Source organism: Rhodospirillales bacterium RIFCSPLOWO2_02_FULL_58_16, assembly GCA_001830425.1.
In the GTDB taxonomy this organism is placed as follows: domain Bacteria; phylum Pseudomonadota; class Alphaproteobacteria; order Rhodospirillales; family 2-02-FULL-58-16; genus 2-02-FULL-58-16.
In genome coordinates this window covers 134,154-151,871 of record MIAA01000052.1, presented here as the reverse complement: position 1 = coordinate 151,871, position 17,718 = coordinate 134,154, and the positions used below count along the sequence as shown (strand labels likewise).

The 17,718-nt window shown below is 57.6% G+C and carries 24 protein-coding genes; 9 read left to right on the top strand and 15 right to left on the bottom strand.

The window, feature by feature from the left end:
• Positions 1–64 precede the first annotated feature (64 nt).
• A complete protein-coding gene (locus A3H92_12430) occupies positions 65–964 on the top strand; it encodes a methylthioadenosine phosphorylase (GenBank protein ID OHC73349.1) in 900 nt (299 codons plus the stop codon).
• Between the two features lie 3 nt (positions 965–967).
• A complete protein-coding gene (locus tag A3H92_12425; GenBank protein ID OHC73348.1) occupies positions 968–2,059 on the top strand; it encodes an S-methyl-5-thioribose-1-phosphate isomerase in 1,092 nt (363 codons plus the stop codon).
• Here A3H92_12425 and A3H92_12420 read toward each other — a convergent pair whose 3' ends face one another.
• The 15 genes from A3H92_12420 to A3H92_12350 all read right to left on the bottom strand — a co-directional run bounded on the left by A3H92_12420 (position 2,060) and on the right by A3H92_12350 (position 12,316).
• Positions 2,060–2,254, bottom strand: coding sequence for a hypothetical protein (locus A3H92_12420; protein ID OHC73347.1), 195 nt, complete (start codon positions 2,252–2,254; stop codon positions 2,060–2,062).
• 243 nt (positions 2,255–2,497) lie between these two features.
• Complete coding sequence (locus tag A3H92_12415; GenBank protein ID OHC73346.1) at positions 2,498–3,106, bottom strand: hypothetical protein; 609 nt, start codon at positions 3,104–3,106, stop codon at positions 2,498–2,500.
• 6 nt (positions 3,107–3,112) lie between these two features.
• Positions 3,113–3,442 (bottom strand): hypothetical protein, encoded by a 330-nt coding sequence (locus A3H92_12410; GenBank protein OHC73345.1) that lies wholly within the window; start codon positions 3,440–3,442, stop codon positions 3,113–3,115.
• 149 nt (positions 3,443–3,591) lie between these two features.
• Complete coding sequence (locus A3H92_12405) at positions 3,592–4,008, bottom strand: hypothetical protein (protein ID OHC73344.1); 417 nt, start codon at positions 4,006–4,008, stop codon at positions 3,592–3,594.
• A 138-nt stretch (positions 4,009–4,146) separates the two neighbouring features.
• Positions 4,147–4,956, bottom strand: coding sequence for a hypothetical protein (locus tag A3H92_12400; GenBank protein OHC73343.1), 810 nt, complete (start codon positions 4,954–4,956; stop codon positions 4,147–4,149).
• A 55-nt stretch (positions 4,957–5,011) separates the two neighbouring features.
• Positions 5,012–5,572, bottom strand: a complete 561-nt coding sequence (locus A3H92_12395; GenBank protein OHC73342.1) for a hypothetical protein — start codon at positions 5,570–5,572, stop codon at positions 5,012–5,014.
• A 219-nt stretch (positions 5,573–5,791) separates the two neighbouring features.
• Positions 5,792–6,895 (bottom strand): 23S rRNA (adenine(2503)-C(2))-methyltransferase, encoded by a 1,104-nt coding sequence (locus tag A3H92_12390; protein OHC73341.1) that lies wholly within the window; start codon positions 6,893–6,895, stop codon positions 5,792–5,794.
• A gap of 8 nt (positions 6,896–6,903) precedes the next feature.
• Positions 6,904–7,407 carry a hypothetical protein gene (locus A3H92_12385; GenBank protein ID OHC73340.1) on the bottom strand — a complete coding sequence of 168 codons (504 nt, stop codon included), beginning with the start codon at positions 7,405–7,407 and terminating at the stop codon, positions 6,904–6,906.
• Between the two features lie 11 nt (positions 7,408–7,418).
• On the bottom strand, positions 7,419–8,030 hold the full coding sequence (locus A3H92_12380; GenBank protein OHC73339.1) for an rRNA methyltransferase: 612 nt from the start codon (positions 8,028–8,030) through the stop codon (positions 7,419–7,421).
• On the bottom strand, positions 8,031–8,372 hold the full coding sequence (locus A3H92_12375) for a hypothetical protein (protein OHC73338.1): 342 nt from the start codon (positions 8,370–8,372) through the stop codon (positions 8,031–8,033).
• Positions 8,362–8,649: a hypothetical protein gene (locus A3H92_12370; protein ID OHC73385.1), complete on the bottom strand. Its 288-nt coding sequence runs from the start codon at positions 8,647–8,649 to the stop codon at positions 8,362–8,364. Before A3H92_12370 ends, A3H92_12375 begins: the two co-directional genes overlap by 11 nt.
• A gap of 320 nt (positions 8,650–8,969) precedes the next feature.
• Positions 8,970–9,734: a flagellar basal body L-ring protein gene (locus A3H92_12365; protein OHC73337.1), complete on the bottom strand. Its 765-nt coding sequence runs from the start codon at positions 9,732–9,734 to the stop codon at positions 8,970–8,972.
• A 10-nt stretch (positions 9,735–9,744) separates the two neighbouring features.
• Positions 9,745–10,746, bottom strand: coding sequence for a flagella basal body P-ring formation protein FlgA (locus A3H92_12360; GenBank protein ID OHC73336.1), 1,002 nt, complete (start codon positions 10,744–10,746; stop codon positions 9,745–9,747).
• 11 nt (positions 10,747–10,757) lie between these two features.
• Complete coding sequence (locus tag A3H92_12355) at positions 10,758–11,543, bottom strand: flagellar basal-body rod protein FlgG (protein OHC73335.1); 786 nt, start codon at positions 11,541–11,543, stop codon at positions 10,758–10,760.
• A 35-nt stretch (positions 11,544–11,578) separates the two neighbouring features.
• Complete coding sequence (locus A3H92_12350) at positions 11,579–12,316, bottom strand: flagellar basal-body rod protein FlgF (protein OHC73334.1); 738 nt, start codon at positions 12,314–12,316, stop codon at positions 11,579–11,581.
• 338 nt (positions 12,317–12,654) lie between these two features.
• Here A3H92_12350 and A3H92_12345 point away from each other — a divergent pair, with 338 nt between their 5' ends.
• The 7 genes from A3H92_12345 (at position 12,655) to A3H92_12315 (ending at position 17,651) form a co-directional block, all read left to right on the top strand.
• Positions 12,655–13,206 carry a flagellar basal body protein FliL gene (locus A3H92_12345; protein OHC73333.1) on the top strand — a complete coding sequence of 184 codons (552 nt, stop codon included), beginning with the start codon at positions 12,655–12,657 and terminating at the stop codon, positions 13,204–13,206.
• A 58-nt stretch (positions 13,207–13,264) separates the two neighbouring features.
• A complete protein-coding gene (locus A3H92_12340; GenBank protein OHC73332.1) occupies positions 13,265–14,425 on the top strand; it encodes a flagellar motor switch protein FliM in 1,161 nt (386 codons plus the stop codon).
• Positions 14,422–14,910, top strand: a complete 489-nt coding sequence (locus A3H92_12335; GenBank protein OHC73331.1) for a hypothetical protein — start codon at positions 14,422–14,424, stop codon at positions 14,908–14,910. The genes A3H92_12340 and A3H92_12335 overlap by 4 nt, the downstream gene beginning before the upstream one ends.
• 15 nt (positions 14,911–14,925) lie before the next feature.
• Positions 14,926–15,615, top strand: a complete 690-nt coding sequence (locus A3H92_12330) for a hypothetical protein (protein ID OHC73330.1) — start codon at positions 14,926–14,928, stop codon at positions 15,613–15,615.
• Between the two features lie 128 nt (positions 15,616–15,743).
• Positions 15,744–16,136 carry a two-component system response regulator gene (locus A3H92_12325; protein OHC73329.1) on the top strand — a complete coding sequence of 131 codons (393 nt, stop codon included), beginning with the start codon at positions 15,744–15,746 and terminating at the stop codon, positions 16,134–16,136.
• Between the two features lie 42 nt (positions 16,137–16,178).
• On the top strand, positions 16,179–16,913 hold the full coding sequence (locus tag A3H92_12320) for a hypothetical protein (GenBank protein OHC73328.1): 735 nt from the start codon (positions 16,179–16,181) through the stop codon (positions 16,911–16,913).
• Between the two features lie 30 nt (positions 16,914–16,943).
• The gene (locus A3H92_12315) at positions 16,944–17,651 is read left to right on the top strand and encodes a hypothetical protein (GenBank protein ID OHC73327.1); all 708 of its coding nucleotides are present in this window, start codon (positions 16,944–16,946) and stop codon (positions 17,649–17,651) included.
• Positions 17,652–17,718: the final 67 nt, after the last annotated feature.

Below are 17,718 nucleotides of genomic sequence, written 5' to 3'. Positions count from 1 at the left end.
CGCCGGGCGAACCTGAAAGACTGTGCGCCGTTTCCGGGCAAGACAGACAAGGGGGGAAGCAGGCATGGCGAAATTAGGCACGCCTCCGGTGATCGGGGTCATCGGCGGCAGCGGCGTTTATGAAATTGACGGGCTTTCAAACACCCGCTGGGAAAAGGTCGAGTCGCCCTTCGGCGAGCCGTCGGACGAGCTGCTGTTCGGCGATCTGGACGGGCAGCCGATGGTTTTTCTGCCCCGCCACGGTCGCGGCCACCGCTTTTCGCCGAGCGATCTTAATTACCGCGCCAACATCGACGCCCTCAAGCGCTCCGGCGTCACCGAGATACTGTCCGTCAGCGCCTGCGGCTCATTAAAAGAAGAGCTTCCGCCGGGGACTTTCGTCATCGTTGACCAGTTTATTGATCGCACCTTTGCGCGGCCCAAGAGCTTCTTCGGCGCCGGTCTGGTCGCCCATGTCGGCATGGGCCATCCGGTATGTTCCAGACTCGGCGACGCCGTCGAGGCGGCGTTGGTCGATCTGGACATTCCCTTTCAGCGCGGCGGAACCTATCTGGCCATGGAAGGCCCCCAGTTCTCGACCCTGGCCGAATCCCGACTCTATCGCAGTTGGGGTTGCGACGTTATCGGCATGACCAACATGCCGGAGGCCAAACTCGCCCGCGAGGCCGAGATGTGCTACGCCACCGTCGCCATGGTCACCGACTATGATTGCTGGCATCCCGATCACGACCATGTCACCGTTGACTCTATAATAAAGGTGTTGCTGGACAACGCCGACAAGGGGCGCTCCCTGGTGAAAAAGACGGCGCCCGCATTGACCGGCCGCAAGGTGCCATGCCCTAACGGCTGTCATACGGCGCTGAGTTGCGCCGTCATCACCGATCCGCGAGTCCAGGACCCCAAGATGATCGTCAAACTGGGCGCCATCGCCGGCCGTGTCCTCGGCGGGAAAAAGAAAGAGTAGGGGATGAAGGTAAACGGCAAACATTATCGCACCATATGGCCGGTCGGGGACGGGCAGACGGTGGAGATCATCGACCAGACGCGGCTGCCCCATGAATTCGCAACCGTGCGGCTTAATGCCATGAAGGAGGCGGCGACGGCCATCGCCGACATGCTGGTGCGGGGAGCGCCGCTGATCGGCGCCGCCGCCGCCTACGGCATGGCCCTGGCGATGAAAGACGACACCTCCGACCGGGGGCTTGCGGTTGCCTATGAAACATTGCTGGCGACCCGCCCCACCGCCGTCAATCTGCGTTGGGCGCTGGACGATATGCGCTCCCTGCTGAAACCCCTGGCCGAGGGCAAGCGCCGGGCCGCCGCTTGGCGACGGGCCGCCGGGATCGCCGACGAGGACGTGGAAATATGCTCGGCCATCGGCGATTTCGGCATGGCGCTGATCAAGGCGGCCTGGGAGGCCAAGGGCAAGCCGAAGCGCGTCAACGTGCTTACCCACTGCAACGCCGGCTGGCTGGCCGCCGTTGATTGGGGTACGGCGCTGGCCCCTGTCTACAAGTCGCATGACGCCGGCATTCCGGTCCATGTCTGGGTGGATGAAACCCGCCCCCGCAACCAGGGCGCAAGTCTCACCTGCTGGGAACTGGACAAGCACGGCGTGCCGCACACCCTGATCGTCGATAACGTCGGCGGCCATCTGATGCAACACGGCGAGGTCGATCTGTGCATCACCGGCGTTGACCGCGCTGCCGCCTCGGGAGACGTCTGCAACAAGATCGGCACTTATCTCAAGGCGTTGGCCGCCAAGGATAACAATGTTCCCTTTTACGTCGCTTTGCCCGGCCCCACCATCGATTGGACCATCAGTGACGGCGTCAGGGAAATCCCCATTGAGCAACGCGGCCCGCAGGAAGTCACCCACATGTCCGGCCTGGGCGAAGACGGCAAGATAACAAAGGTGCTTATTTCCCCAAGAAACAGTCCGGTCGCCAACTACGCCTTTGACGTAACCCCGGCCCGGCTGGTAAGCGGACTGATTACCGAACGCGGCGTATGCGAAGCGTCAAAAGCCGGACTGAAGAAACTGTACCCGGAGCGCTGATCAGGCGGCCTTGGGGATATCCATGTGCGCCAGCCCGGATTTCACGGCGTCCGCGACGGCGCATATCTGCTCTCTGGCCTTGAGGTAGAGCCGTTCCGCCTTGGCGATATCGGTTGCTCTCTCCGCCTCTTCGATCCATCGGGAAATATGCCGGCATTGCTTCTGGATGAGCGCAAAGCGATCACGGTCAGACATGGCCGCATCTCCTGTTTATCTTTCTCGCGGCGTTCATGAGATGATCCAGGCGGAAATCGCCGTGAAGTCTTCCCAGAACAAGACCATTATGGTCAGGCCGACATAAGCGACGGCCAGCCATGTAATCGGAGTATCCAGAACCTGAGAAAATTTTGCCTCTTCTAAAGCAACCATGACGCCCAATCCTTCCGGTAAAGAAGGAAATGATACCCCGCCGGTCGTTACCGAATTATTAACGGCGCCTTATTTAATCGTCGGCGGCCACGGGCGGCCCCGCTTTGTCACGGGAGGCCGGGCCGTCGCCATCGGCGGGGTGCTTTCGGCGGCGGTCGCCTTGGGTTTCCAGGCCTTAACCGTCACCGATGCGCCGGTTTGCGAGCGCATCACCTTGGGTTTGACGACCTGATCAACGGAAGGCGTCTCGCGGCCTACGGCGAATGAATGGCGCATTGCCTGAAGGGGGATTTCCGTTCGCGGGCCTTTTTTAAAGGCCTGCTTGTAAGCCAAGGTATCCTTGGTCAAAGTCGCAAGGCGATCAGGCGTATGATTGCCGAACCGCCGCCAGATGCTTTCAAGGAACGACTTGATTTCCTCCGAAAGGAATAAATCGGCGTCGATATCCGGGCGTCCTTTGGCGAAGGCCCGGTAAACATTGGGTTCAACCGGCCCCATGTCTCCGGCGATGAAAACGGCCGGCATCAGCGCCCGCCCGCCGAACGCTACCGAGTAGTAGGCCTGTGACAGGAACAGCAATCGATGAAGTTTTTGCGGTTGAAGGTATTCGTTTTGGCTCAACGCCGTATCGACAAACCAGAAAGCGATATCAAAAACGGATTCAACGGCGGATGACATGATGCTTTAGGCAACGACATCAAGCAATGACCGCGCCATCTCTTCGCCGGTCTTCAGCGTCTGGGCGTTAAAGCCGTAGGCAAGCCTGGCTTGGATCAACTTTACGAACTCATTTCCTATATCCACTTGTCCGGTCTCATGCACGGCGATGTTGACGCCTCCCGGAGCATAAGCCGTGCCGGATGTCTGCCTGGTGACCAGGGTCGTGGCGCGCACTTCCTTGGCCGCATATCCCTCGGTGGACATATTGGCGATATTGTCGGCGGTCGCGGCAACTTTGCTGCTTTCAGCATTGAGGGCGGAAACCGCCGAGGACATGATGCCTGAAATAGTCATAGTGCGATTCTAACCCGATTTACATCGATCCGACAATGACGCACATCACACTCTGATATTACATGAAAAACGACGCCGACGTGAAAAGGAGGATATTCATCCCTCCATCTCCCTTTTATCCCCCTATCCCCTCATCATCACACTCGGCATTAAAGGCTGATGCTCAGGGACGCGCCGAGGGGGTTGTTGTGGCCGTGAACGACTCTGGAAGTGGTTTCGTAGACATGCACGGCCTTGGCGATATGCCCGACGAACCCCCGTCCGCCCGCCGCCGCATAACCGGTGCCATGACTAAAGGCATCGCCGACCTCGAACATGGCGGCGAATGTTTGGCTGGGAGCGTTGAACCTGCCGCCCGCATAGTTGCCGCCCGACCGCGCCTTGCGGTCATCAACATCTTGTTTTTCATTCTCGAATCTGAACGAGGCGTCATTAAAACTGACGCCGACTCCGCCGCTTATCCCTTCTATCGGATGACGCTCGAAAGAGGCAATGGAACTCAGCCCGGTGGGCGCACGATTCCCCGGCACGACCGATGTTGTCGATAAGTTGGAAACCTGACTCATCCGCGCCTCGATTTATACTAACAAAACCCACGCCCGGGCAAGCGCAAGGCGGAATGATCCACACCTACACTTACCCAACGTCCATGCTATAGTAAAATCGTGGAAAGTCAAGGAGTTAATAAATTTATCAACAAGATTCTAAAGATTAGAGCGTTTCAAAAAATCAAGCACGGCGTCGGCCCCGCCGAAGTCGTATATTTCATTGTGTCCGACTCCGGCGAGCCAACGGCTTTCCTTGGGTTGTTGCGCCAGAGCAAAAAGCTTTTGTCCGAATTTTACGGGGACCGTGCCGTCATTTTCGCCATGGATGATTAACAGCGGACATCTGACGCCGGCGATGCGGGATGCGGAATCAAACTTGTCCCTGTTCAGCAGACGAACCGGAGCATAGGGATAGTGATGGGCGGCAACGTCGGTGACGGAGGTAAACGGCGCCTCCAGCGCCAGCGCGGCGGCGGGAGTTTCCTGCGCCATCTCGGCGGCCATCCTGACGGCGACGCCGGAGCCGAGAGATTCGCCGTAAAGCACCGTTAATTCCGGCTTGACGCCTTCGCCGGCAAGGAAAGCGAGGGCGGCGCGGCCGTCGGCGTAAAGGCCTTCTTCCGTCGGTTTTCCCGTATTCCCGCCATACCCTCGATATTCGAGCAACAGCAGACCGTACCCGGCGTCCAGGTAAGGGCGCGCCTTGTCGCTGCGACTCCCGATATTTCCGGCATTGCCGTGAAAGAAAATTATCGTCGGTCTTCCCGGCGGCGCCGCCCTGTACCAGGAGCGAAGGTCAATGCCGTCCGCAGTCCGCAAGATCGCCGGCCGCATTTCGGCAACGCCGCTCGCCGTCGGCGACGGAACCGAAGTATCGGGAAAGTACAGAAGGCTGCGCTGGAACAGGAACAGAGCGGCGACCATCAAGAAATAGGAGGCCGCCAAAACGGTGATGAACCCGCTCATAAGGCGCCCGATGCGCACGTCGGCGCCTCCTTGCCACAGAAGAGTAACGGGGGGGTCAGCCCGTCCCGTTTTCGAAGGCCACCCACTGTCCGTCCGAGAGCTGGCACGCCGTCCCGTCGTTTCTCAGCATTTCCTTGTCGACGGAGACTACGGCGCGGTAGTCGCGGCAAACGGCGTAGTCGTTCCCCGGACGGAAGGTGCTGGTCGGCCTGAAGACGCCGCTGCTGCCGGTTTTCGGATTACTCCAGCTCATGGCCTGTCCGTCGGAAACGGTGGCCAGGGCGTTCCTGGCGGTGTTGTTATAGCGCGCCTGATCCGAGGGTCCGAGGCGACGGCCCACAAGATACCCGCTACTGCCGCCGACGATGACGCCGGCTGCGGTGAATAACATTTGGCCTACTCCGTTGCCTAAATGATACCCGGCGACGCCGCCGACAATAGCGCCCAAACCGGCTCCCAGAGCCTCGCCATTGCTCACGTTTTTAAGATCGCCGACATCCAAGGAGCCGCCGCAGGCGGCGACCATAAGCGATAAGGTAACGACGGAGACTTTCTTCATCAAATCCTCCTTTCGACCCGGCTTCTGCCGGTCGGTCCCGAAATCGAGGGGAACCAATGGGTCAATATGATAGCATAACGACCATCCTAACGCCAAAAAATTAAGATTTCCTTGCCTGGCCGATCAACCGCCGGCTCCCGCGCTTTCCCCTCCTTACCAAGGAGGGGCAGGGGAGGTTGCTGCAACGACCCCCTAACTCCCCCTTGAAGCAAGGGGGAGGATTTTTCAGGGCCATTCTTTACGGCCATTGGTATAATTCTTCTTAATTCCGCAATTCTATTCTATGCCGGCGGCGAGGCGCGCCTTGTGTCGGCTCAATCTTTCGCGTCGGCTGACGGAGCGAAGCTGGCCGCAGGCGGCCATGATGTCGCGGCCGCGAGGGTTTCTTATCGGCGCCGAATAGCCGGCATTGTTGAGGAATTCGGCGAAGCTTGTTATCGTTTCAGGCGTCGAGCATTTAAAAGGCGCTCCCGGCCACTCGTTAAAAGGCAACAGGTTGAACTTTACCGGCAGGCCTTTGACCAGACGCACCAGTTCGCGGGCATGTTCGGGGGTGTCGTTGACGTCCTTCAACATGATGTATTCAATGGTGATGCGCCGGGCGTTGTGAGCGCCGGGATATTCGCGGCATGCCTCGATAAGTTCCTTGAGCGGATACTTTTTGTTGATGGGGACCAGTTTGTTGCGCAGCTCGTCGTTGGGGGCGTGCAGGCTGACCGCCAGATTGACCCCTGTTTCCTCGCCGAGGCGGCGGAACATGGGAACCACGCCCGACGTAGACAGGGTAATGCGCCGCTTGGAGATGGAAAGGCCCTCGCCGTCCATGATGATCATCAGCGCTTTCGCCACCTGCTCATAGTTGAACAGAGGCTCGCCCATGCCCATGACCACGATGTTGGTGAGCAGCCTGTCCTTCTTGGCGCGAGGCCACTCGTTAATGGCGTCCCGCGCCGCCATAACCTGGGCGACGATCTCTCCCGCTGTCAGGTCGCGGACCAAAAGCTGGGTGCCGGTATGGCAGAAAGCGCACCTCAACGTACATCCGACCTGGGTGGAGATACACAACGCGCCCCGATCCTCTTCCGGCAAAAATACGGTCTCGACCTCGTTGCCGTCGGCGAACCTGAGCAGCCACTTGATCGAACCGTCGGTCGAGTTCTGTCGGGTAACCGTTTGCGGGCGCTCCACGGTGAACATCTCGGCCAGCTTGCCGCGCGCCGTTTTCGACAGCGTGGTCATGCGGGCGAAATCGGTCTCGCCGTGGTGATATATCCAGTGCCAGACCTGCTTGGCGCGAAACGGCTTCTCGCCCGCTTCCGCCAGCGCCGCCGCCAGTTGGTCGCGGCTCAGGCCCAAAAGACTGATTCGTTCCCCGGTCATGGCGTCCCTTATTTAATCCCGCAGGCCTTGTTGACGGCCGCGTAGGCGGCGGCAAAGCCGGTCAGCGAGTAAGTATCGACGGTAAGGGTTTCGCGATTCGACGTGCCGGTGATGGTCATCGTGGAACCGGCGCGCATTGCGCCGACCAACGCCTTGTCGGCCTCGGCGTCATAGGCCCAGGCGACGCCGCCGTCGGTGAACAGGCGAAATTCACTTTTGCCGACGGCTACGACGGCTTCGCTGCCGCTCTGGTAGGTGTAGCCGGAATCAAAGCTGATCACATTCAGGGATTTTTCCGCCGGGCGGTGAGTCACCATAAAATTGACATCTCCGCGCTTGGCGTACTCGCCCTTGGATTTTTTCGGCTCGGAGGCGATAAAGCATGTAGTGCCGGCGGCCTCGGTTTCGACGAAGGCGCTCCAGTCGCCGAAGTTATCGATAAGCTCGGCAAAAGCCGGCGCCGGAAGACCGAGCGCAATAGCCAGGGGCATAATAGGAAAGAGATGTCTCATAGGCCGGTGTTTTAATCCTCCCTCGCCCTATCGTCCAGAGGCGGCCGGTCGAGAAACTTGTCGGCGTTCTCGCCGAGGACGGATTTTTTGCGGAAAACGGGCTGTCCGAAGACATGTTCCTTTACCGGCCCGACGGGACCGCCCGACCGCTCCGGACGCCGGGCGAAGCTGCCCATGCTTAAAAGCCGGTCATACATGACGATGGCTCCGGCGATGCCGACGTTGACGCAAAAGCGGGTCGGTATCCTGATCACATGATCGCAGCGCGCCGTCATCTCTGCCGACAGCGAGGCCCGCTCCGGTCCCATGACATACGCCGCGCATCGGGGATGGCGGAAGCTCGGCAAATCCACGGCTTCATCCAGCAACTCGACGCCGACCAGCGCACAGCCCTTGGGCAGCAACAGCGAGGCCGCATCGGGAAAACTGTAGAACGGCACATGCCCAGGCGCATCCGAGGTGTCGGCTTTGCCCCCCTCGCTTTGCGCATAGACGGCGGCTACGGTAAACACGAAACCGGCGCCGAAGGCGTGGGCCGTGCGGAACAAGGCGCCGACATTCCCGGCCTTGGATATTCGCTCGACGCCGATGCCGAAATAGCCGCGCATGAGAGAGGTCTCCATTTATGAGTTCGCCAGTTCCATTTCCACTACCTTCTTAATGGGGCCGAGGCTTTCACTTGCCGTCTTCCAAACAATGGGTACGCTGAGGCTGTGGTATTCGTGACGATAGATGTTACCGGCATCGGCCATGTCCCGCCAGGGGATGTCAGGATGTCGGCCCTTGATATTGTCGGGCAGTCGCCGTGAAGCTTCCGATATGGTCAGCAGGGCATGAAGGACGGCATAGCGGGTTTTGGCGTCCGCCGCGAACCCGGCCTGATCCAGACCCTCGATGAAGTCCTTGATAAGCCGGATGTTTCGGGAAATATCCTCCAACCACTCACGGGCGCGTTCAGAAGGCACGGACGGCCTCGCCGACAATCCGGTTGTGGATGCTTTCCGCCAATGAACCCGTCTCCACCACATCGGCGCCGGGCATTATTTCGCCGATGCGCCGACAAATTCCGGCATAGCTGAAAAGGTCGGGAAAGCGCCGTTTGTCAAATTCAATCAGAATATCAACGTCTGACTCAAGCCCGGCCTCGCCTCGCGCCACCGAACCGAACACGGCGGCATGGCGAATGCCCAATTCAGAGAGTTCCCGACGATGATCTCTAAGAGTCTGAATAACTCCGGCCAGCCCGCTGGCGGCTCCGCCTCCCCGCGCCCCGTCACGAATCAGGCGGCGGATGGCTCCGGCTCGGGTGGAAATGGCGTTGGCGCGCCGAAAGGCTTCAATCATTCCAAGGTCGTCGTCGGAGAAAGGAACGATGATACGTTTTGTTGTCGGCATCGCCGGAAACTCCAAAACAACATATATGGCATATTATATAATAAAGTATGCCGTTTTAACAATAAGCATAATTTTGCTTTTTTGTTTTCGCAACAATCCAAAAAAAAGGCCGATGCTTTTCAGCATCGGCCTTGGAGTTTGTTCCAGATCAGTTTATGTCGCTGAACTTAGAACGGGAAGATGATGTCCAGAAGCTGTGTGCCCCAGCGCGGTTGCTGGAGATCGCTGAGCGATCCGCGACCGCCGTAAGTAACGCGCATCTCGGCAATCTTGGTATGAGCAATGGTGTTGTCGTAAGCGATATCTTCGGGACGGATCACCCCGGTGAGCATCAGCTCGCGCATCTCGCTGTTTACCTTGATCTCCTGACGGCCGAAGACGACAAGGGCGCCGTTAGGCAGGACCTGGGTGACCACGGCGGCAAAAGTCAGGGCGATGTCTTCTTTTCGATCAATCGCGCCGTCGCCGCTGGTATTGCCTTTGGTGCCGAGGTTGACAATGTCGGCTGCGGTGTTGATGGCCTGGGGGAGCTTCTTGGCGAGTTCAGCCTCCCAGCCCAGGAAAGCGGTCAGATCCGAATTCTGGGTATCTTCGCGCACGCCCGTCGTTACGTTGGTGAGCTTTGCCGAATCAGACAGGGAGAGCGAAACGGTTATGATGTCCCCCACCTCTTTGGCGCGATGGTCCTTGAAGAACGCCCTGGCGCCGGCGCGCCACAGGGAGTTCGGGTTTTCCTCAACGACCGCCGGGGCGGGCATGGGCATGCTGACCGGTTGATAGCCCGGCCGCACCGTGGGATTGGTGATATTGCTCACCTTGGGGCCGCCGTTGACATCGGCGAGACGGGACAACGTATTGCAGCCGACCAGAGCCGACGCAATCATGGCCGTCGCGGCGAGGCGAAGCGTATGACGAATTATTTTGCGGTTCATGACATGTCTCCTAGTTTATGGCCACGGAGCTTGTGGACCTGACCGTCACCGTGCCGGCCCCGGTCACCACCGCTTCGACCACGGTGTTGCTTTGGGTGTTGGTGACGCGAACGGCGTCGCCGTCGCTGCCATCGTCCATGGCCTTGCCCTGGGCGGTCAGCACCATATCCGGCAAGCGGAGCACCATAGTTACCAAGCCGCCCCTGGTGACCATGATCGGTCGGCGGACATCCGAGGCGCGCACCGGGGCGCCGGGGCGCAGACTCCTTACCGGGGCCTTGCCGACAAGACCCTCGGCGCTGAGAATGGTGTCGCTCTGCAACCGCCCGTCGCGTGATTTGATCCATTCTATGTCCTTCAGGGCGATAACCTCGCCGGTCAGCACCCGCCGCGTAAGGACAGGCACGTCGTTTACCTTGAACACCTTCCCGGTGACCCGAACGCTCTTGGCGGCGGGGTCGCCGGCCGGGGCGGCAATGTTGAGCGTAAAGCGATTGGACTGCCGGTCGTATTCGATGTCGTCAACGGACAAGGTGGCTTCGGCGTCGCCGGGGACGTAAAGGCGTAACGTGCGATTGCTCACTTCCACGACCATGTCTGCGGTTACGCCTGTGTTTTTGTCGACGAGCGCGGCCAGAATATGGTCTTCGATTTCCTCGCGCCTGATGACGATGCTTTCGCGCTCGACAACGGTCTTTTCGTGAACGCTCAAGGGCCGCCAGTTTACTTTGTAAGCCTGCGCCACGCGAAACAGCCAGTTGGCGTCGAAAGTGGCCCGCTTTCCGGGTTCGGGCGAATAAGCCACGGGGATATCGGCATTTTCTCCGGCATTGGCGAAAAAGTCGCCGAGCCGCACCATCCTGCCGGCGACAATTACCGATTCGTGGAGCAGAACCTGTTTGCTCTTCTCCGGCAGGTCTTCGGCGACGGTCTTTGACTCCTTGGCGGCGAGGGCTTCCGGGGCCGCCAGCAATACGGCGGCGAAAACAAAGGACAAGATGCTGATTTTCATGATCAGACTCCTTATTTCATCTGATTCAGGGTGCTCATCATTTCGTCTGAGGTCTGAATGACTTTCGAATTCATTTCATAGGCTCTTTGCGCCGAAATCAGGTTGGATATCTCCTCGACGGCATTAACGTTCGAGGTTTCCAGGAACCCCTGAAGCAGGGAGCCGAATCCGGTGTCGCCGGGATTGCCCGTGGTCGGTTTTCCCGAGGCGGGGCTTTCCTGATACAGGTTATCGCCCATGGCCTGGAGGCCGGTTTCGTTGGGAAATACGGCGATCTGGATCTGCCCTACGTTCTTCAGGCTGACCTTGCCTTGTTCTTTGACCAGGACCTGGCCGCTGCTGTTGACGGTCACATCGACGGCGTTGTTGGGCACCGTGATTCCCGGTTGCAGGGTGTAGCCGTCATGAGTGACGATTGTTCCGCTGGCGTCCAACTGAAAAGTTCCATCCCGCGTGTAACCGGTCTCGCCGCTGGGCAGCAGGATTTGAAAGAAGCCTTTGCCTTGAACGGCCATGTCGAACGTGTTGTCGGTCGCGCTCAGATTTCCCTGTTCATGGATGCGATAAACCGCCGCCAGCTTGACTCCCAATCCCAACTGAACGCCCGAGGGCACGATTGTGCCGGCATCCGATGAGGTGGAGCCGACGCGGCGCAGGTTCTGATACAACAGGTCATGAAATTCCGTCCGGCGACGCATGAACGCCGTAGTATTCATGTTGGCGAGGTTGTTGGAAATAACTTCCACGTTACGCTGCTGGGCAAGCATTCCCGTTGCCGCTACGCTTAAAGATCTCATTTTCCCGTTCCTTTCTTGTCTTAATCTTGTTTTTCTTATGCCACTCTGGCGAATTCCTGAACCATCTTCTGGATGCGCTCATCTTCACGGTCGATGAACTTTTGCGCCGCGCCGTAGGCCCGGTTCAGTTCAATCATTCTGGTGATTTCGATAATGGGCTGAACGTTGGAGCCTTCGATCATGGTCTGCATGATGTCCGGTTTGGCGACGTTCTGAGGCGCGCCGCCGCCGGCGGAGTAAAGACCGGACGAGGTCGCGCGCAACTGCTGCTCGTTGTCAAAACGAACGACGCGCATCCGGCCCAGCTCGCCGTTCTCCGTGGAGACGACGCCGTCCCTGGAGATGTTGATTTCCGTGTCCCTGGCGCTGAAGACAAACGGCTGTCCGCTATCCGAGAGAACCGGGTCATTTCGCTGCGTAACCAGTTGTCCCGTATCGTCTAGTTTAAAATTGCCGTTGCGGGTGTAGCGTTCTCCATCTGCGGTTTTGACAACGAAGAATCCCTCGCCGCTTATCGCGACATCTAACGGATTCCCGGTCGTCTGTATGGGGCCTTCGGACAGATCGCGCACGGTTGCGACATCGCGGACATAGGCGATTTTATCGCCGAAAATCTTTTCTCCGCCCTTGCTTTGCACCAAATGTTGGACGAACATCATTTTCTCGCCCTTGAAGCCGGTGGTGTTCATGTTGGCGATGTTGTTGGCGACAACGGTCAACTGCCGGCGCAGACTGTCTTGACTGGAAAGAGCTACCCTTGATGTGTTTTCCATTTTACCAGATTCCCGTAAACTAAGTTTTTGCTGTTAGACGGGTAGGCTTGCATACCTCATGCCAAGCGCATGAATCCTTTAGAAACAATATGTTATGTGGTTTTTTGGCGGAGAATCAGCAATTTTATCCAAGATGTCGGGTATGGGTTGCCCGGCACTTATTGCCCGCATATCCTAGCGCTTGAAGATTGGTGTTACTGTATAGTGGTCGGCGGGGTAATATCGGCTGAGCCGTTCGAGTCGGGCGGATTTCAACCACTTATTAACCTGAAAGATTTATATTGTCCCTGTTCGGCGCTGATTGAATTGGGTCTGTCGTTATTACGGGTGCGTGAAAAATGGCCGATGATGATGATGAACAGGAGGAAGGCGGCGAAGGAGAGGCCGCCGAAGAAGGAGAAGAAGGCGAAGGCGGCGCTAAAGGCGGCAAAAAGAAACTCCTTATCCTCATCGGCGTCGCCTTGCTCCTGGTGGTCGGCGGAGCCGCCGCCGCTTACTTTACCGGCCTGATGGACCCGTTGATTGAAATGGTGGCGGGCGGCGGCCATAAGAAAGCGGATGGCGGGGAAGAGGCGGCCCCGGCAACCGCCGTCTTTCATGAATTGCCGGAACTTCTGGTTAATCTCAATACGGGCGGACGCAAATCTGTTTTTTTGAAAATTCGCATCAGTCTGGAGCTGGAGAAAGCGGAAGATATACCGAAAATCGAGGGAGTAATGCCGAGGGTTATTGATAACTTTCAGGTTTACCTGCGGGAGCTGAGGGTTGAGGATCTCAAGGGGTCGGAAGGCATGTACCGGTTACGCGAGGAACTGCTTATGAGAGTCAGCGCGGCGGCGGCCCCGGCCAAGGTCAACGATGTGTTATTCAAGGAAATGCTTGTCCAGTAGCCCCGGAAATTGCGGGGATTATGCTTGAACCGGTTTTTAATCAACGAGACAATGCGCCATGACTGTTTCCGCCGAAGCTGATGAGGACCAAGACGCCCTGGCCGCCGAATGGGAAGCTTCGCTCGGCGGCGGCGCTCCCGCTCCCGCCGCCGGCGGCGGCAGCGGCAGCGAACAAGATGCCCTTGCCGCCGAGTGGGAAGCGTCAATGGGCGGCGGCGGCGCCGCCGCCGCTCCCGCCGCCGGCGGCGCCACGTCAACCCGCGTTCTCAACCAGGATGAAATCGACAGCCTTCTCGGCTTTGATGACGAAGGCACCGACACCGTCGGCGAATCCGGCATCCAGGCCATTCTCAGCAGCGCGCTTGTTTCCTACGAGCGGTTGCCGATGCTGGAGGTGGTGTTTGACCGGCTGGTCCGCCTTATGTCTACTTCCCTGCGCAACTTTACGTCCGACAACGTCGAAGTGTCGCTGGATAACATCGCGTCAACACGTTTCGGCGATTATCTGAACTCTATTCCGCTGCCTGCCATGCTGAGCGTTTTCAAAGCCGAGGAATGGGATAACTTCGGCTTGATCACCGTTGATTCATCGCTGATTTATTCGATTGTCGATGTCCTGCTGGGAGGCCGGCGCGGCACGGCGGCAATGCGGATTGAAGGCCGACCCTACACCACCATCGAGCGAAGCCTGGTGGAACGCATGATCCATGTGATGCTCAATGATCTCAGCGCCGCTTTTGAGCCTTTGAGTCCGGTGACTTTCCGCTTTGAAAGGCTGGAAACCAACCCGCGTTTCGCCACGATTTCAAGGCCCAGCAACGCCGCTATCGTCGTCCGCCTGCGAATCGACATGGAAGACCGTGGCGGACGTCTGGAGATGTTGCTGCCCTACGCCACGCTGGAGCCGGTTCGCGAACTGCTCCTGCAAATGTTCATGGGCGAAAAGTTCGGGCGTGACTCCATCTGGGAAACCCATCTGGCCGAGGAATTGTGGCTGACCGATGTTCCCCTGGAAGCGGTGCTTGACAAACAGATCATGCGTCTCAGCCAGGTCTTTAACCTCAAGGTCGGCTCGCGGATAATGTTTGATGCTACGCCTGATTCTCTGGTTGATTTAAGGTGCGGCGATGTTTCGCTGTACTCCGGCAAAATGGGCAGGAAAGGCGATCACATGGCTATCCGCATAGAGAATCGCCTGATTGAAAGAAGGAGTGACTGATCATGCTTTTTTCGTTGGCCCTTGATGTATTTCTCGCCGTTCTTCTGATCGTCACCATTTGTTACGCCATGGTGCTTAATCGGAAGCTCAGTCGTTTCCGCAATGAAAAAATGGAATTGGAAAAACTGGCCAAATTATTCGGCGAAGCCATGGAGCGGGCCGGAGACAGCATCGGCAAATTAAAAAATACCGCCGGAGGCCTACAGGACCGCATCGACAAGGCCCAGGCGTTACGGGACGATCTGGTGTTTCTTATCGACCGGGGCGGTTCCGCCGCCGACCGGCTGGAGGAAATGGTGCGCGAAGCCAGAAATGAAGGCGGATTCGGACCTCGCCCGGTTCCCGAATATCACCTCGGCGCCGAATCCCCGCCGCAAAATAAAGAGAAAAAAACAAAAAGCGGCATTGATAAAGAAAACAACGCTCCCAAGCTTCGATCCGAAGCGGAGCGTGAACTTCTGAAAGCGCTCCAGGCGGCGCGTTGAGATGATGGTGCAACCATGATTAATTTTTTCTCCAGAGTGCGCTTCCTGCCGATAACCATTTTTGCGGCGGCCCTTATGCTTACGGTAAAGGTCGGGGATATCTGGGACGGGTTTGACGGCGTTCTGAACGGCTCGATATCCGTATCCGAGGCCAAGGCCCAACAGGCTGCCGCCGCTCCTCCGGCCGCTCCCCCTGCTGCCCCGGCCGCCCCGGCCAAACAAGACGGTCAGGCGACTCCGCCCGCGCCTTCCCCCGCCGTGGAAGACCCGACGCTGCTGACGCAGACAGAGATCGAGTTGCTGCAAAAGCTTGCCGAGCGCCGCGAACTTCTGGACCGGCGGGAAACAGAGATCAGTCAGCGCCAGGGGTTGCTTAAAGCCGCAGAGTCGCGAATCGACAAGAAGGTCGAGGAACTCAAACTGTTCCAGGACACTATTTCCAAGCTCATCAAGACTTATAACGAGCAACAAAACGCCAAGGTGGCCAGTCTGGTAAAAATTTACGAGGCGATGAAACCGAAGGACGCCGCCCTTATTTTCCAGGAACTGGACATGGACACGCTTCTTCTGGTGGCGGAACGCATGAAGGAAAACAAGCTGGCGCCGATCATGTCCAAGATGAATCCGGCGCGGGCGACGGAAATTACCGTTGAACTGTCGCGCTTGAGAAACCTTCCAAAATCCGGTCCAAGCGCGGGCGGGTAATCTGAAAACGGTTGCTAATATAATTTCCTTGATCTAACTAATATCAACTAATTCTTTAGGAATTAGGCTTAAAGCTCGGACGTGGTTTCTGTGCTTAAGTCGGGGACGAGCCGAATATGGAGCGTTAAATGGCAGTCGATATGAATATGAATGTCTTGGTGGTGGATGACTATAAAACCATGCTGAGAATCCTGCGTAACTTACTCGGTCAGTTAAAATTCAATAACGTTGACGAAGCGACCGACGGCTCCATGGCGTTGGCAAAGCTGCGTCAGGGTAACTTCGGATTGATAATTTCCGATTGGAACATGGAGCCGATGACGGGAATTCAGCTCCTCAGGGAGGTTCGCGCCGATCCGAATCCGAAGCTGAAGTCGCTTCCCTTCATCATGATCACGGCTGAAAGCAAGTCGGAAAACGTCATTGCCGCCAAAGAGGCCGGGGTTTCCAACTACATCGTCAAGCCGTTCAACGCGGAAACCCTGAAATCAAAGCTTGTCAGCGTGCTGGGTAATTTCTGAATGGCGCGGGGCGCGCCGCCTGTAAATTCAGACTAACGCGATATGGAAGATTTTGTTTCCCCTCCGCAATCCTCCTCCGAAGGCGGCAGAGGCGTGGTTTTTCTCTATCTGTCTCTTTACCTCCTCATTCTTTCCTTTTTCCTTCTTTTGATAAGCATCTCCACGTTTGAGGAAAGCAAGCAAAAGGCCGCCATCGGCAGCGTTACGGCGACCTTCGCCAATATAGTGCCGCCGGCGACCGAGATTACCGCTTCCCCGTCGGAAGAAGGCGGCGGACTGACGGGCCAGGCTTTTCAGGAAGAAATCACCGGCTTGTTCGCAACCTCCCTGCGCATCGCCAAGGTGGCGATTGTTCAGCCGGGACAGTTGATGCACGTTCAAATCCCGACCGACGCCGTATTCTTTGACAGCAAAGCCGAGATCAGACCGGCGCAGAGTCCGCTGCTGGATCGGATCGTCGCCTCGCTGAATCAACGACCGCCGGGCCTCCGTCATGATATGGAGTTTGTAATCGGCAGCCCCTACGTCGGCGACAAAAGCCTTCCTATCGGACAAACCCTTGAAATGGCGCGCGCCGGCGTCGTCGCCCGTGAGTTATCGGCGCGCGGCGCTCCCCCCGACAGCATTTCAATCGGCATCAAGGCCGGCGATCCTGATGAAATAAATATCTGGTTCTATACCCGAAGCATTGAGGAAACGCGCCTGAAGTTCAAAACGGCGGCTCCAAGCAAGGACGACGCCGTTAATAAGAGCGAGAGCGGAAAAAGCGTACCGTAACAACCTGATGAAAGTTGGCCGAGAAGGGTTATGGAAATAAAACCCGCCGATTATCTGCAGCCGCCGGTCGGCAGCATGGCATGGATGTACATTTTCACGGACATGGTGTCCCTGATGCTGACCTTTTTCGTCATGTTGTTCTCTATGTCCGACGTCAACCCCGATAAATGGAAATCATTGACCGATGCCCTCTCCCAGGCCCTCAATCCTTCGGGTTCGGGGCCGATGGCGGCGGCTACGGCCGAGTTCAATATCGCCAAACTTTTCCGCAAACAGGCGATTAATCTGGATTATCTGGACGGAGTGCTTGAAGAAGCGGTTATAGGCGATCCGTTTCTCGGTAAAAGTCATATCATGCTTCTTGAAGATCGTCTGATCATCGCTTTGCCCGGCGATATGCTTTTCCAGCCGGGTCGCGCCGTCCTTTCGGAAGGGGCGCGGGAAGCCTTGTTTAATCTCGGCGGCGTCCTGCGCAATATCGGCAATCAGGTCGGCGTCAACGGTCATACGGACTCTCTGCCTCCCGTCGGCGGAGATTACAGTTCCAACTGGGAGCTGTCGCTGGCCCGCGCCGTCTCCGTCGCCAACACTATACGCCGTTCGGGATATACCGATGAGATCATTCCCTATGGCTATGCCGACAGTTATTTTTCCCAACTGTCCGACATGCCTGTGGAAACGCGGCAATCTCTCGGCCGGCGGGTAGAAATCGTGGTGATGCCGACGGTCGGTAATTAACGGCATTTGATGATGGGAAACATTATATTGTCGGCGGGTTTAGAATTAATCCTCCCCCTTTCGAAGG

Bases quoted from the DNA above. Each gene is read 5' to 3' on its own strand.
- A3H92_12430 (OHC73349.1), top strand. From the start codon at position 65: ATGGCGAAATTAGGCACGCCTCCGGTGATCGGGGTCATCGGCGGCAGC.
- A3H92_12425 (OHC73348.1), top strand. From the start codon at position 968: ATGAAGGTAAACGGCAAACATTATCGCACCATATGGCCGGTCGGGGAC.
- A3H92_12420 (OHC73347.1), bottom strand. From the start codon at position 2,254: ATGTCTGACCGTGATCGCTTTGCGCTCATCCAGAAGCAATGCCGGCAT.
- A3H92_12415 (OHC73346.1), bottom strand. From the start codon at position 3,106: ATGTCATCCGCCGTTGAATCCGTTTTTGATATCGCTTTCTGGTTTGTC.
- A3H92_12410 (OHC73345.1), bottom strand. From the start codon at position 3,442: ATGACTATTTCAGGCATCATGTCCTCGGCGGTTTCCGCCCTCAATGCT.
- A3H92_12405 (OHC73344.1), bottom strand. From the start codon at position 4,008: ATGAGTCAGGTTTCCAACTTATCGACAACATCGGTCGTGCCGGGGAAT.
- A3H92_12400 (OHC73343.1), bottom strand. From the start codon at position 4,956: ATGAGCGGGTTCATCACCGTTTTGGCGGCCTCCTATTTCTTGATGGTC.
- A3H92_12390 (OHC73341.1), bottom strand. From the start codon at position 6,895: ATGACCGGGGAACGAATCAGTCTTTTGGGCCTGAGCCGCGACCAACTG.
- A3H92_12385 (OHC73340.1), bottom strand. From the start codon at position 7,407: ATGAGACATCTCTTTCCTATTATGCCCCTGGCTATTGCGCTCGGTCTT.
- A3H92_12380 (OHC73339.1), bottom strand. From the start codon at position 8,030: ATGGAGACCTCTCTCATGCGCGGCTATTTCGGCATCGGCGTCGAGCGA.
- A3H92_12365 (OHC73337.1), bottom strand. From the start codon at position 9,734: ATGAACCGCAAAATAATTCGTCATACGCTTCGCCTCGCCGCGACGGCC.
- A3H92_12360 (OHC73336.1), bottom strand. From the start codon at position 10,746: ATGAAAATCAGCATCTTGTCCTTTGTTTTCGCCGCCGTATTGCTGGCG.
- A3H92_12355 (OHC73335.1), bottom strand. From the start codon at position 11,543: ATGAGATCTTTAAGCGTAGCGGCAACGGGAATGCTTGCCCAGCAGCGT.
- A3H92_12350 (OHC73334.1), bottom strand. From the start codon at position 12,316: ATGGAAAACACATCAAGGGTAGCTCTTTCCAGTCAAGACAGTCTGCGC.
- A3H92_12345 (OHC73333.1), top strand. From the start codon at position 12,655: ATGGCCGATGATGATGATGAACAGGAGGAAGGCGGCGAAGGAGAGGCC.
- A3H92_12340 (OHC73332.1), top strand. From the start codon at position 13,265: ATGACTGTTTCCGCCGAAGCTGATGAGGACCAAGACGCCCTGGCCGCC.
- A3H92_12330 (OHC73330.1), top strand. From the start codon at position 14,926: ATGATTAATTTTTTCTCCAGAGTGCGCTTCCTGCCGATAACCATTTTT.
- A3H92_12325 (OHC73329.1), top strand. From the start codon at position 15,744: ATGGCAGTCGATATGAATATGAATGTCTTGGTGGTGGATGACTATAAA.
- A3H92_12320 (OHC73328.1), top strand. From the start codon at position 16,179: ATGGAAGATTTTGTTTCCCCTCCGCAATCCTCCTCCGAAGGCGGCAGA.
- A3H92_12315 (OHC73327.1), top strand. From the start codon at position 16,944: ATGGAAATAAAACCCGCCGATTATCTGCAGCCGCCGGTCGGCAGCATG.